The sequence below is a fragment of the Bradyrhizobium sp. 33ap4 genome, from assembly GCF_032654765.1.
Lineage (GTDB): Bacteria > Pseudomonadota > Alphaproteobacteria > Rhizobiales > Xanthobacteraceae > Bradyrhizobium > Bradyrhizobium australafricanum.
The window spans coordinates 1-13,669 of the sequence record NZ_JAUMTJ010000003.1 but is presented as its reverse complement, the minus strand read 5'-3'; the positions used below and the strand labels follow the sequence as shown (position 1 = coordinate 13,669).

Below are 13,669 nucleotides of genomic sequence, written 5' to 3'. Positions count from 1 at the left end.
GCCCACCTCCTTTAACGGAGCAACGTGGTATCCCATAGGCGCCTTGTTTGGGATACCAAATCGGGATACGAAAGCCGCCTGATGTAGATTCCGCGCCGCCAACGAGCGGCCAAAGGACGGCGCCATGTCGCAGATGCTTCAGATTCATGACCAGCTCCGGGAGATGATCCTGTCGCTCGACCTGGGGCCCGGCGAGCGACTGACCGAGCGCTGGCTGGAGAGCCGGTTCGAGGGGTCGCGCACGCCGATCCGTGCCGCGCTGGTCCGGCTCGAAGGCGAAGAGCTGGTGCGCCGCGACGGCCGCAACTGGATCGTCGCACCGATCGACCTCGGTGAGCTGGAGGCGCTGGCCGAGTTCCGGATTCCGCTGGAGACGACGGCGGTGCGCCTCGCCTGCGCGCGGGCGAGCGCAGCCGATATCGCCGGCGTCGAGGAGATGCTGGATGCCTGCCAGTCCGGCGCACCGCGCGAGGAATGGCATCGGGTCGGCACCGATTTCCATGTCGAGATCGCGCGGCTCTCCGGCAATCCCTTCATCGTCAAGGCGATCGCCGGCGCCATGACGAGGCTGTCGCGGGCGCGCTGGCTGGAAGTGTGGACCGAGCCCTCGCGTGAGCAGGCCTGGCGCGAGCACCGGCGCATCCTCGGCTTCATCAAGGCCAACGATCCGGAGGCCGCCGCGCGCGAGGCCGCCGACCACATCACCGATACCCGTGATCGCCTGCTGCGTTCGCTGAACGAGGATCGCCGCGGCCTGCGAGCGCGCGGCTTCGCCGTGATCGGGCTGCGCTGACATGAACATCGAAGTCGATCGCGAAGCCCTGCTCGACGCGGGCCCCTGGAAACGCAATTTGATCGTCTGCGTGTTCGGCTCCTTCACGACAATCGTGGGGATGACACTGCTGCTGCCGTTCCTGCCGCTCTATGTCGAGCAGCTCGGAGTGACCGATCATGCCGCGATCGTGCAATGGTCGGGCGTCGCCTATGGCGCAACCTTCTTCAGCGCGGCGCTGACGGCGCCGCTGTGGGGACGGCTCGCCGATCGCTACGGCCGCAAGCTGATGCTGATCCGCGCCAGCCTCGGCATGGCGATCGCGATGTCGCTGATCGGCATGGCGCACAACGTCTATGAGCTGGTCGGCCTGCGGCTGCTGACCGGCCTGCTCGGCGGCTACGCGTCGGGTTCGACCGTGCTGGTCGCGGCGCAGACGCCGAAAGCGCGGTCCGGCTGGGCGATCGGCGTGCTGTCGGCCGGCATCATGGCCGGCAGCCTGGTCGGTCCCTTGATCGGCGGCGTGCTGCCGGGCCTGATCGGCATCCGCGCGACATTCTTCCTGATCGGCGGCGTCATCTTCTTCACCTTCCTCGGCACGACCTTTTTGATCCGCGAGGAAGCACGCCCGAAGACCGCGAAAGGCGGCAAGGCGCGTGGCGGCTGGTCGCTGGTCCCGGACAAGCGCCCCGTCGTCGCGATGTGGGGAACCGGCCTGCTGCTGATGGCCGCCAACATGTCGATCGAGCCGATCATCACGGTCTATGTCGCGCAATTGGTCGAAGCACCGCAGGTGACGTTCGTCGCGGGCCTCGTGATGTCGGCGGCGGCGTTCGGCAGCCTCTTGTCGTCCTCGCATCTCGGCAAGCTGGCCGATCGGGTCGGCCACTGGCGGATCATCACCATCTGCCTTGCTGTCTCCGCGCTGCTGTTGATCCCGCAGGCCTTCGTGGTCAGCGGCTGGCAGTTGATCCTGCTGCGCTTCCTGATGGGGCTCGCGCTCGGCGGCCTCCTGCCCTGCATCGCGAGCGTGATCCGGCACAACGTGCCCGATGCGGTCACCGGCAGCATGCTCGGCTATTCGATCTCGGCGCAATATGCCGGCCAGGTTATCGGCCCGCTCGGCGGCGGCTTCATCGGCGGCCATATCGGCATGCCCGCAGTGTTCCTCGGCACCAGCGTGCTGATGGCACTCGGCGCGATCGGCAATTTCGTCGTCGAGAGGAAAGACTAGTTCCGGCGCCGGCGTACCCACGTCGGCAACTCGATCGTTCCGTACCGCAACGACGAAAAAGCCCGTCGGGGTGTCGGAACGCGCGCCATTCGTTCGTCCTTTTGCCTGTGAAGCCAGCAAATGGAGATACCCAATGGCCGACCTGACCCTGACCACCTTCGATTGGGTTCCGGAGATGCCGCGGGGATTTGTGCGCGACCTCCGGGTGCGCTGGGCACTGGAAGTGGCGCGCTTGCCGTATCGCGTCGTGAGCGTGCCATTTCGCGATCGGAGCGCCGAGCACTTCGCGCACCAGCCGTTCGGCCAGGTGCCGTGGCTGACCGACGGCGACATCTCGATCTTCGAGAGCGGCGCGATCCTGCTGCATCTCGGCGAGCGCAGCGACGCGCTGCTGCCGACCGATCCGCACCAACGCAACGATTCTTTGAAATGGCTGTTCGCAGCGCTCAACTCGGTCGAGATGGCGAGCCTGCCCTGGTCGCTCCTGGTATTCTCGGGCGAGAGCGGCGGCACGTCGGCATGGACACGCTTCGACGGCTTCCTGCAATCCCGGCTCAGGCACATGGAGCCGGTGCTCGCGGGCCGCAAATGGCTGGCCGGGGCATTCTCCGTCGCCGACATTCTCATGGCGGATGTGCTGCGCCTGGTCGACCGCTTCGACGGACTGGCGGAATATCCCGCGTGTCGCGACTACGTTGCGCGCGCCACGGCCCGGCCGGCTTTCGCAAAAGCGCATGCCGATCAGATGGCGCACTTTGCCGCCGCGGACAGAGCCGCAGCCTTCCCGACCTGATCGCGAACAGCGAAAACAAAAACGGCGCCCGAAGGCGCCGTTTTCTTATGTCGATCTGAGCTCGCTCAGTGCGCCGTCAGGCCGCCGGACGCTTCATCGGAAGCATCGGGCTTGACGTCGACCTTGCTGGTCTCCTCTTCCCAGACGATCGGCGCGGGCACGCGGACCAGCGCCTTGGCGACGACCTCATCCAGCCGCGAGACCGGAATAATGTCCATGCCGCCCTTGATCGCATCGGAAATCTCCGTGAGATCCTTGGCGTTGTCCTCCGGGATCAGCACCGTCTTGATGCCGCCGCGGGCGGCGGCCAGGAGCTTCTCCTTCAGACCGCCGATCGGCAGCACGCGACCACGCAGCGTGATCTCGCCGGTCATCGCGACATCGTGGCGGACCGGAATGCCGGTCATGACCGAGATGATCGCGGTGGCCATCGCAACGCCGGCAGACGGACCGTCCTTCGGCGTCGCGCCCTCCGGCACGTGAACGTGGATGTCGCGGCGGTCGAACATCGGCGGTTCGATGCCGTAGACGATCGCACGCGAGCGGACGTAGGACGCCGCCGCCGAGATCGACTCCTTCATCACATCGCGCAGATTGCCCGTGACGGTCATCTTGCCCTTGCCGGGCATCATGACGCCTTCAATGGTGAGCAACTCGCCGCCGACATCGGTCCAGGCCAGACCGGTGACGATACCGACCTGATCCTCGTCGTCGATCTCGCCGAAGCGATACTTCGGAACGCCGAGGAACTCTTCGATGTTCGCCTCGGTGACCTTCACCGACTTCTTCTTGGAGATCATCAGCTCCTTCACCGCCTTGCGGGCGAGTGTGGAGAGCTCACGCTCCAGGTTACGCACGCCCGCTTCGCGGGTGTAGCGGCGGATCATCAAGAGCAAGGCCGCGTCGTCGATCGACCATTCCTTGGAGTCCAGACCGTGCTTGGAGAGCGCGCTCGGGATCAGATGCTTGCGCGCGATCTCGACCTTCTCGTTCTCCGTGTAGCCGGCGATCCGGATGATCTCCATGCGGTCCATCAGCGGGCCCGGAATATTCAGCGTATTCGCGGTCGTGATGAACATCACGTTGGACAGGTCGTAGTCGACCTCCAGGTAGTGGTCGTTGAAGGTCGAGTTCTGCTCGGGGTCCAAGACCTCAAGCAGCGCCGACGACGGATCGCCGCGGAAATCGGCGCCCATCTTGTCGATCTCGTCCAGCAGGAACAGCGGGTTCGAGGTCTTCGCCTTGCGCATCGACTGGATGATCTTGCCGGGCATCGAGCCGATATAGGTGCGGCGGTGACCGCGGATCTCGGCCTCGTCACGCACGCCGCCGAGCGACACGCGCACGAATTCGCGCCCCGTGGCCTTCGCGATCGACTTGCCGAGCGAGGTCTTGCCGACGCCGGGAGGCCCGACCAGGCACAGGATCGGTCCGGTCAGCTTGTTGGCGCGCGACTGCACCGCGAGATACTCGACGATACGGTCCTTGACCTTCTCGAGTCCGTAGTGATCGGAGTCCAGCACCGCCTGCGCGGCCTCGAGGTCCTTCTTGACCTTGGACTTCTTGCCCCACGGGATCGACAGCAGCCAGTCCAGATAGTTGCGCACGACGGTCGCTTCCGCGGACATCGGCGACATCTGGCGCAGCTTCTTCAGCTCGTGCTGGGCCTTCTCGCGCGCTTCCTTGGACAGCTTGGTCTTGGAGATCTTCTCCTCCAGATCGGCCAGCTCGTCGCGACCTTCGTCGTCGCCGAGCTCCTTCTGGATCGCCTTCATCTGCTCGTTCAGGTAATACTCGCGCTGGGTCTTCTCCATCTGGCGCTTGACGCGCGAGCGGATGCGCTTCTCGACCTGCAACACCGAGATCTCGCTCTCCATCAGGCCCAGCACCTTCTCCAGGCGCTGCGTGACGGACAACGTCTCCAGGATCGCTTGCCGATCGGCAATCTTGACCGCGAGATGCGAGGCAACGGTATCGCCGAGCTTGGCGAAATCGGTGATCGCCTGAACCACGCCGACGACTTCGGCGGAGATCTTCTTGTTCAGCTTCACATAGCTTTCGAAGTCGGACACGACCGACCGCGCCAGGGCCTCGGCTTCGACCGAGTTGGCGTCAGTGTCGGCGAGCGCGACCGCGGTCGCCTCATAATATTCGCTGCGGTCGGAATACTTCTCGACGCGCGCGCGCTCGAGGCCCTCGACCAGCACCTTGACGGTGCCGTCGGGCAGTTTCAGGAGCTGCAGGACGCTGGCGAGCGTACCGGTCTCGTAAATTGAATCGGGTGCCGGATCGTCATCGGACGCGTTCTTCTGCGTCGCGAGCATGATCAGCGCGTCGTTCTTCATCACCTCTTCGAGCGCGCGGATCGATTTCTCGCGGCCGACGAAGAGCGGCACGATCATGTGCGGGAAGACGACGATGTCGCGGAGCGGCAGCACCGGATAGGAGTGGCTTTCGCCGTGGACGATCGTTGGCCGGGGTTTTGAGGTCGTCATGGCCTAATCCTTTTGTTGTGCCCCCTTGCACGCAGTCCGCCTGCTTGCGCAACCGCCACAAGGTGCCTTGGTGATGCGGAATGAGAATGCCGTCGGCAGCCGCTTATTCCGCATCGTGAAGCGACGAATCTCAACGGATGAGATCCCTCACCGATAGCATTAGGTGGCTATCAGGCGGGGGGGTGTCAAGTCTCAGAAGTGTCGGGAAATATAGGCTAAACAAGCATTTGCTGCTACGCCGTAAGGGCGCCGCTGCTGCGCCACGGCGGCCGCCGGAGCGTCCGGCAGCCGTGCATTTTTGGCGGGTCGAGACGAGCGCCGTTTAGGCGCTCGCGCTGCTCTCGACGGCGCGGTCGGAACGATCCGCGTAGATGTAGAGTGGACGCGCCGTTCCCTCGACGACCTCGCGCGAGATCACGACTTCCTCGACGCCTTCCAGGCCCGGGAGATCGAACATGGTTTCGAGCAGGATGCTCTCCAGGATCGACCGCAGGCCGCGCGCGCCGGTCTTGCGCTCGATCGCCTTGCGGGCGACCGCGCCAAGCGCCTCGTCGGCGAAGGTCAGCTCGATGTTCTCCATCTCGAACAGCCGCTGGTACTGCTTCACCAGCGCGTTCTTCGGATCGGTCAGGATCTTCTTCAGCGAGGTCTCGTCGAGGTCCTCCAGCGTCGCAACGACGGGCAGACGGCCGACGAATTCCGGGATCAGGCCATACTTCAGCAGATCTTCCGGCTCGACGTGACGGAAGATCTCGCCGGTGCGGCGGTCCTCCGGCGCGAGCACCTGCGCCGCGAAGCCGATCGAGGTCGAGCGGCCGCGCGCGGAGATGATCTTCTCGAGGCCCGAGAACGCACCGCCGCAGATGAACAGGATATTGGTGGTATCTACCTGCAGGAACTCCTGCTGCGGATGCTTGCGGCCGCCCTGCGGCGGGACCGAGGCCACAGTGCCTTCCATGATCTTCAGCAGCGCCTGCTGGACGCCCTCGCCCGACACATCGCGGGTGATCGAGGGGTTGTCCGATTTGCGGCTGATCTTGTCGATTTCGTCGATATAGACGATGCCGCGCTGCGCACGCTCGACGTTGTAGTCGGCGGCCTGCAGCAGCTTCAGGATGATGTTCTCGACGTCCTCGCCGACATAGCCGGCTTCAGTCAGCGTCGTCGCGTCAGCCATGGTGAAGGGCACGTCGAGGATGCGGGCCAGCGTCTGCGCGAGCAGCGTCTTGCCCGAACCGGTCGGACCGATCAGCAAAATGTTCGACTTCGCCAGTTCGACGTCGTTGTGCTTGGTCTGATGGTTGAGCCGCTTGTAGTGGTTGTGGACGGCGACCGACAGCACCTTCTTGGCATGGCTCTGGCCGATCACGTAGTCGTCCAGGACCTTGCAGATTTCCTTCGGCGTCGGGATGCCGTCGCGCGACTTCACCAGCGAGGACTTGTTCTCCTCGCGAATGATGTCCATGCACAGTTCGACACACTCGTCGCAAATGAAGACAGTCGGTCCGGCAATCAGCTTGCGAACTTCATGCTGGCTCTTGCCGCAGAACGAGCAATATAGCGTGTTCTTGGCGTCGCTCGTGCCGACCTTACTCATTCATTATCTCCGTCCGCCGTTCGATCTTGTTTGCCAGATCGACCCAATCCGGCACACAACCGGGCTGTTGGGTAGATAGAGCAAATTCCGTACCAAAAAAGACCCTTACGCAATACTGACCGTGTGGATCACGGTTTATTCGAATCTCCGCGATCATAGCCGATGCATCACAGCCAACCATGCTGGCACCCGACTATCAAGAATTCGCTAATCGGATGGCCGGCTCAAGACCGTGACAATACCGTGATTTTCAACGATCGCACGTGGAATACGCGTCGAAATCCACGGAACGTTGCGGGATTACCACGTCGGTATATGAGCACGAAAGCGGAACTTTCCGCTGTGCGCATGCACCCGCCGGCGGGTCCAGCACCCTGCTTTTGCCGGTTATGTGAGGCGTCAATGTGGAGATCACACCGACGCCTCGAGATGCCTGCCCAGATCAGGCCGCCTTCGCGGCGGCCGGATCGTCCGGACGCTTGTCGATGACCTTGTCGACGAGGCCGAACGCCTTGGCGTCCTCGGCGGTGAGGAACTTGTCGCGCTCCAGCGCGTCCTCGATCGCCTTGTAGGTCTGACCGGTATGCTTCACGTAGATTTCGTTGAGGCGCTTCTTGAGATTCAGGATCTCCTGCGCGTGCAGCATGATGTCGGTGGCCTGACCCTGGAAGCCGCCGGAGGGTTGGTGCACCATGATGCGGGAATTCGGCAGCGTGAAGCGCATGTCCTTCTCGCCCGCAGCCAGCAGCAGCGAGCCCATCGAGGCCGCCTGCCCGGTGCACAGCGTCGATACCGGCGGACGGATGAACTGCATCGTGTCGTAGATCGCAAGACCCGACGTCACCACGCCACCCGGCGAGTTGATGTACATCGAGATTTCCTTCTTCGGATTCTCGGCCTCGAGGAACAGCAACTGCGCGACGATCAGCGTCGACATGCCGTCTTCCACCGGACCGGTGACGAAGATGATGCGCTCTTTCAGCAGGCGCGAGAAAATGTCGTAGGCGCGTTCGCCGCGATTGGTCTGCTCGACGACCATCGGCACGAGGTTCATGTAGGTTTCAACGGGATCGCGCATGAAAGAACCCAAGGGTTAGGGGTGATGCAGAACTTTGCTCAAGACTACTTGGCTCAAGACTACTGCCTCAAGGCTTAACCCAGATATGGGCCAATTTCCGGCCGACAAGGCCGTCAACTCGCCGCACTAGCCACCTGGGCAGGTCGCAGACCTTCAAGCTGATTCGCGTCTTCGCGCCTAGCGACGGGACCCGTCGCGAGGCGCGCTTTCGCGGTTCATCATTAACGCGAGGTGCCGAAATTAAGCGGCAGTTTTCTCGGCGTCTTCATCCTTGAACAGCTCCTCCTTGGTGACCTTCTTCTCGGTCACATTGGCGAGCTCCAGGACGAAGTCGACAACCTTGTCCTCGTAAATCGGGGCGCGGAGCTGGGCCAACGCCTGGGCGTTGCTGCGGTAGTAGTCCCAAACTTCCTTCTCGCGGCCGGGCATCTGGCGCGCGCGCTCGATCACGGCGCGCGACACCTCGTCGTCGGTCACGGTAATCTTGTTCTTCTCGCCGATCTCCGACAGCACGAGGCCGAGGCGGACGCGGCGGTCGGCGATCTTGTGGTACTCCTCCTTTGCCGCTTCCTCGGTGGTGTTCTCGTCGGCGAAGGTCTTGCCGGACGAGTCCATCTCGGCCTTGATCGAGTTCCACATCAGATTGAACTCTTCGGTGACAAGCGACGGCGGCGCCTCGAATTTGTGGCTCTCGTCGAGCCGGTCGAGCAGCGCGCGCTTGACCTTCTGGCGGGTGGCGCCGGCGAACTCGGCCGTCAGACGCTCGCGGGCGGCTTCCTTCAGCTTGTCGAGCGACTCCAGACCAAGCGTCTTGGCGAACTCGTCGTCGATCGTGGTCTCACCGGGCGCCTCGATCAGCGTCGCGGTGGTCTCGAACTCGGCCGGCTGGCCGGCGAGCTTCTCGTTCAGATAGTTCTTCGGGAACGAGACCTTCAGCGTGCGAGTCTCATTGGTGCCGATGCCGATGAGCTGCTCCTCGAAGCCCGGGATGAACTGGCCGGCGCCGATCACGACCTGGATGCCCTCGCTGGTGCCGCCCTCGAAGGCTTCACCGTTGATGGTGCCCTTGAAGCTGATGGTGACGCGGTCGCCCTTCTCCGCCCCGCCCTCGGTCTTGGCATTGTACGGGCGGCTGCCTTCCGCGATCCGCTTGATGGCATCGTCGACATCGGCGTCGGAGACGTCGACCACCGGCTTCTCGACCGAGAACGACTTGAAATCGGCGAGCTGGATCGGCGGCACGACCTCGATCGCGACGGTGTAGGTCAGGTCGGTCTTGCCCGACAGCAATTCCTCGACCTGGTCCTTCTCGGTCGGCATCGTGATCTTCGGCTCGCCGGCGAGACGGAAGCCGCGATCCTCGAAGATCTGCCGGTTGGTGTCGCTGATGGTCTGGTCGATGGTCTCGGCCATCACCGAGCGGCCGTAGATCTTCTTGAGATGCGCCACCGGCACCTTGCCGGGACGGAAGCCGTTGAGACGGACCTTGTCCTTGAGGTCGACCAGCTTGGCGTCCGCCTTGGCATCGAGATCGGATGCCGGGACGCTGATCTTGAATTCGTGCTTCAATCCCTCGTTGAGGGTCTCGGTGACCTGCATGGTATCAATCTTCTTCCGCTTTTGCCGCGGCCCGAGCGGCCGTGGCAGTGTTCAATCTGTTCGACGATGGGCCTTGCGGCCTAACGTCTGTGGGTTCGGCGAACCCTCACCCCATCGGGGCCAAAGGTTCTCCAAGAATTCGTCATGCAAACGCTGTAAGCGCTTGGTGCGGGCGGAGGGACTCGAACCCCCACAACTTTCGTCACTGGAACCTAAATCCAGCGCGTCTACCAGTTCCGCCACGCCCGCGCGAAAAGCATCCCAGTCCGGCCGCGATGCCGCGGGCGGCCGGGCTTATAACATGCGCCCACCGGTTCGCAGTAAAAAAATGGCCGCTGTTGAGCCCGCCCTGCGACCGATCGCGACTGGACAGGTACTCTTGAAAATGGTCCGCATCGGCTGGATGGCAAGTCCTCCCGCAAGTCCCGAATTTTCCCTCACCCGGCGCGATCTGATCGCCGCCCTCGGCGCCGCGGCGTTTTGCCCCGCTCTGCCGGCCACCGTCGCGGCGCAGGGCCGGATCGCGGTCGCGCTCCAGGCCAAACCTGACCGCATCTCGCTTCGTCCGGACGGACCGGGTCCTGGCGGACCGGAGATACCGGTCTGGTCGCTCGGCAGCGGCGACCTCCGCTTCAAGCGCGGCGAGGTCCTCGACGTGACCTTTGGCAATGAACTGCCGGTCGCGGCCGCGCTGGATTGCCGCGGGCTCGACGGCGTCGCGGCGGCGGAGCCACTGGCCTCCCGGGCGCGGCTTGCCGCCGGGGCAAAGGATAGCTTCCAGCTGCCGCTTCGGCATGCCGGCACCTTCCTGTGCGAGCCGCTGATCGGCGATGGCAGCACGGCGCCGGCACGGCCGCGGCCGCTGATCGTGACCGGCACCTCGCCGGTTGCGGTCGATCGCGACGAGGTCTTGCTGATCGAGGAGTGGCGCCTGCGACCGGACGGAAGCGCAATCCCGGCCGGCAATGATCCAAAAGATTCGACGCAAATTCATACGATTAACGGCAAAACCTCATACGACATCTCGGCACCGGCCAATGCCCGCCTCAGACTCCGCTTCATCAATGGCAGCCAACGCAGCGTGCTGGCGATCAAGCTGGAGAACCTCGATGTCCGTGTGATGGCCATCGACGGCCAGCCGGCCGAACCGTTTCCGGCCCGCAACGGTGCGCTGGTACTGGCTCCCGGCGGCCGCACCGATGTGTTCGTCGACGCGGCCGGACCGGCCGGAACCAGCTTTCCGATCCTGCTGCACGACGGCACGCAGGCCCGCCCGGTCGGCAAGCTGGCCATCTCGAACGACCCGCCGCTGCGGCCGGCGCCGTTCCCGCCGGCTCCGCCGCTGCCCGGCAACGACATGCCCGCCCAGCTCGATCTCAAGAGCGCCGCAAGGTTCGAGCTAACCCTCGGCACGCCGACCGAATGGTTCCGCACGGCGGACTTCAAGCCATCGGCCGCGCCGGCCTTTCAGGCCAAAGCCGGCCGGCCGGTGGTGCTGGCGCTGACCAACCGCGGCCCGATCGCCAGCGTCTTTCATCTGCACGGCCATCACTTCCGTCTGCTCGACCGGCTCGACGACGGCTGGAAGCCGTTCTGGCTCGACACGCTCGCGATCGAGCCAGGCCAGACCCAGCGCATCGCCTTCCTCGCCGAATATCCGGGCCGCTATCTGATCGAGCAGGTCGCGACCGACTGGGCCGCGCCGCGGCTCGTCCGATGGTACAGTGTCCAATAACAAGAAGAGGAAACGTCCATGAGCCAGACAGTTGCAGCGATCCGCGCAGTCAAGGCGCGAAGCGTCGTGGTGCCGCTCAAGCGCCCTGTGAAGAACGCCTTCGGCGTGATCGATTCCGGCCCGCTGGTTCTGATCGATGTCGAGACTGACCAAGGCGTTACCGGCCGCACCTACATCTTCGCCTACAGCAAGCTCACGCTTAAACCTCTTGCCTATCTGATCGAGGAGATCGGCCGCGAGCTCATCGGCAAGCCGGTCGCGCCGTTCGACCTGATCAAGGCAATGGACGCCAAGTTTCGGCTGCTCGGCTGGCAGGGCCTGGTCGGCATGGCGGTATCCGGACTCGACATGGCGTACTGGGATGTGCTCGGCCAGCTCGCCGGCCGGCCGCTGGTCGAACTGCTTGGCGGCTCGGCGAAGCCGATCAAGGCCTATGACAGCTACGGCGTGGTCGATCCCGTTGCCGATGAGCGCGCGCTGCGCTGCTCGCTCGACCAGGGTTTTCGCGGTATAAAAATCAAAGGCGGCGACGGTGATGCCGCCAATGACGAGCGCGTCGTGAAGGGCGTGCGCGCCCTGCTCGGCCCCGACATCGCGTTGATGATCGACTTCAACCAGTCGCTCGATCCGGCGGAGGCGACCCGCCGCATCGCCCGCCTTGCGCCCTACGATTTGCACTGGATCGAGGAGCCGGTGCCGCAGGAGAGCCTGTCCGGCCACGCAAAAGTCCGCGAGACCTCGCCGACGCCGATCCAGGCCGGCGAGAACTGGTGGTTTCCGCGCGGCTTTGCCGAAGCGATCGCGGCCGGCGCATCCGACTTCATCATGCCCGACGTGATGAAGGTCGGCGGCGTCACCGGCTGGATGCAAGTCGCGGGACAAGCCGACGCCGCCTCGATCCCGATGTCGAGCCATCTGTTCGCGGAAGTCAGCGCGCATCTGCTCGCGGTGACGCCGACCGCGCACTGGCTCGAGTTCCTCGACTTCGCCGGCGCGATCCTCACAAGGCCCGCCGAAATCGTCGACGGCGCGGTGACCGCCAAGGGTCCCGGGCTCGGCATCGAATGGAACGAGCCGGCGGTCGCGAAGTATCTCGTCAGCTAGCGGCGATCCTGGCCGGTGAGCGCACGCTTCACCTTTGCGACGCATTCATGTAGGTCGATCCGAAATCGGAGCGCCCAATGTCGACCAATAGCAAGCTGACGCTCAAATTCCGTTGCCCGACGGAGCTTGACGGACTGATACCGGCCCCGATACCGGCGGCGCAGGGCGTTCCCGACTGGCTCAGGGCGATGCCGGCGACGGCCTTCTCCTCGATCAACCTGCACGACGAGGATACCATCAAGCGCTGCCCGCCGTTCGTGGATGCGATGACCTGCGGGTTCTTGCTGCCGCTGGTTTGCGATCTCAAGGTCGAGGACGGCGAAATCACCTGGGACCAGGACCTGCCGCCGGGAGGCACGCCGGAATTCCCACGCTCACCGATCGGCTTCCACGACCCGGGTCAGGTCACCGGCACTCCGCTGTTTGAAGAGGGCCGCTTCTTTCTCAAATTCCACAATTTGTGGACCGTCGAAGCCCCGGAAGGCTACGCGATCTACTTCACCCATCCCGTCAACCGCTTCGATCTGCCATTCACCACACTCAGCGGCCTGGTCAATTCCGACCTCTATGCCGACAATTGGGTGCACTTTCCGGCGTACTGGCACGACAGGAATTTCAGAGGCGTCCTCCCCAAGGGGACTCCGATCGCGCAATGTATTCCCGTCAAGCGAGACGACTGGACCGCGCAGGCATCGCCGTTCACCGCGGAAGACGCCAAGCGGGTCGGCGAACTCCGCACCGAGCTCAGACGGCAGCCGAACCTCTACCGGAGAAACTTCAGGGCGTAAGGCATGGCGGAATGCCGTCCGCCGCGCGCAATCTCAGTCGTCGTCCGTGAAGAATGCGGATTGACTTGAGAAATAAGCAGAATTGGTCTTGATGTAGTATTCGATTTTGCAGGAAAGCGGGGTATTGGACCTCGCTTTCTTGCGTTTTAGGTTTTGCTTTTGGGTGATTCGTGATTCCCTGACAGCGTCGTCGACATTGGGGAATGCGATGAGCAAGCCGCGGGATGATCGCCAGAAAGACCTGTTGCTTCCGGCGCTTGATCAGATCATCGACATGGGTCATCCGCTGGTGCGGTTGGCAGCGCTGATCGACTGGAACATCCTGAATGAGCGCTTCAGTTCGGTGTGCCAAGCAGGGTCGGGACAGCCGGGCTTGCCGACGCGGCTAGTCGCCGGGCTGTTCATTTTGAAGCACATGCACAACCTGTCAGATGAGGTGCTGTGCGCTCGCTGGATCGAGAACCCCTATTACCA

At 63.7% G+C, this 13,669-nt stretch carries 11 protein-coding genes and 1 tRNA gene; 7 read left to right on the top strand and 5 right to left on the bottom strand.

The features are described 5' to 3' along the window. Positions 1-124 precede the first annotated feature (124 nt). From Q2M23_RS02925 to Q2M23_RS02915, 3 genes are all read left to right on the top strand, one after another. Positions 125-793 (top strand): GntR family transcriptional regulator, encoded by a 669-nt coding sequence (locus Q2M23_RS02925; RefSeq protein WP_028340149.1) that lies wholly within the window; start codon positions 125-127, stop codon positions 791-793. A 1-nt stretch (position 794) separates the two neighbouring features. Next, a complete protein-coding gene (locus Q2M23_RS02920; RefSeq protein ID WP_316394142.1) occupies positions 795-2,006 on the top strand; it encodes an MFS transporter in 1,212 nt (403 codons plus the stop codon). Positions 2,007-2,139: 133 nt separating this feature from the next. Next, positions 2,140-2,799 (top strand): glutathione S-transferase family protein, encoded by a 660-nt coding sequence (locus Q2M23_RS02915; RefSeq protein WP_316394141.1) that lies wholly within the window; start codon positions 2,140-2,142, stop codon positions 2,797-2,799. Positions 2,800-2,864: 65 nt separating this feature from the next. Here the strand turns inward: Q2M23_RS02915 and lon are convergent, their stop codons facing one another. From lon to Q2M23_RS02890, 5 genes are all read right to left on the bottom strand, one after another. Further along, positions 2,865-5,294 (bottom strand): endopeptidase La, encoded by a 2,430-nt coding sequence (lon, locus tag Q2M23_RS02910; protein ID WP_028333951.1) that lies wholly within the window; start codon positions 5,292-5,294, stop codon positions 2,865-2,867. 322 nt (positions 5,295-5,616) lie between these two features. After that, positions 5,617-6,891: an ATP-dependent Clp protease ATP-binding subunit ClpX gene (clpX, locus tag Q2M23_RS02905; protein ID WP_018271869.1), complete on the bottom strand. Its 1,275-nt coding sequence runs from the start codon at positions 6,889-6,891 to the stop codon at positions 5,617-5,619. A 442-nt stretch (positions 6,892-7,333) separates the two neighbouring features. Then, positions 7,334-7,969, bottom strand: coding sequence for an ATP-dependent Clp protease proteolytic subunit (locus Q2M23_RS02900; protein ID WP_016847729.1), 636 nt, complete (start codon positions 7,967-7,969; stop codon positions 7,334-7,336). Positions 7,970-8,209: 240 nt separating this feature from the next. Beyond that, positions 8,210-9,568: a trigger factor gene (gene tig / locus Q2M23_RS02895; RefSeq protein ID WP_316394139.1), complete on the bottom strand. Its 1,359-nt coding sequence runs from the start codon at positions 9,566-9,568 to the stop codon at positions 8,210-8,212. A 164-nt stretch (positions 9,569-9,732) separates the two neighbouring features. Next, positions 9,733-9,817 (bottom strand) — tRNA-Leu (locus tag Q2M23_RS02890). A gap of 136 nt (positions 9,818-9,953) precedes the next feature. On the opposite strand from Q2M23_RS02890, the gene Q2M23_RS02885 reads away from it, so the two are divergent. The 4 genes from Q2M23_RS02885 to Q2M23_RS02870 form a co-directional block, all read left to right on the top strand. Continuing rightward, positions 9,954-11,303, top strand: coding sequence for a multicopper oxidase family protein (locus Q2M23_RS02885; protein WP_316394371.1), 1,350 nt, complete (start codon positions 9,954-9,956; stop codon positions 11,301-11,303). An 18-nt stretch (positions 11,304-11,321) separates the two neighbouring features. Beyond that, positions 11,322-12,407 (top strand): enolase C-terminal domain-like protein, encoded by a 1,086-nt coding sequence (locus Q2M23_RS02880; RefSeq protein ID WP_168855912.1) that lies wholly within the window; start codon positions 11,322-11,324, stop codon positions 12,405-12,407. A gap of 77 nt (positions 12,408-12,484) precedes the next feature. Then, on the top strand, positions 12,485-13,195 hold the full coding sequence (locus Q2M23_RS02875; RefSeq protein WP_057016449.1) for a hypothetical protein: 711 nt from the start codon (positions 12,485-12,487) through the stop codon (positions 13,193-13,195). 208 nt (positions 13,196-13,403) lie between these two features. Continuing rightward, a partial coding sequence (locus tag Q2M23_RS02870; RefSeq protein ID WP_316394138.1) for a transposase occupies positions 13,404-13,669 on the top strand: 266 nt, incomplete at its 3' end.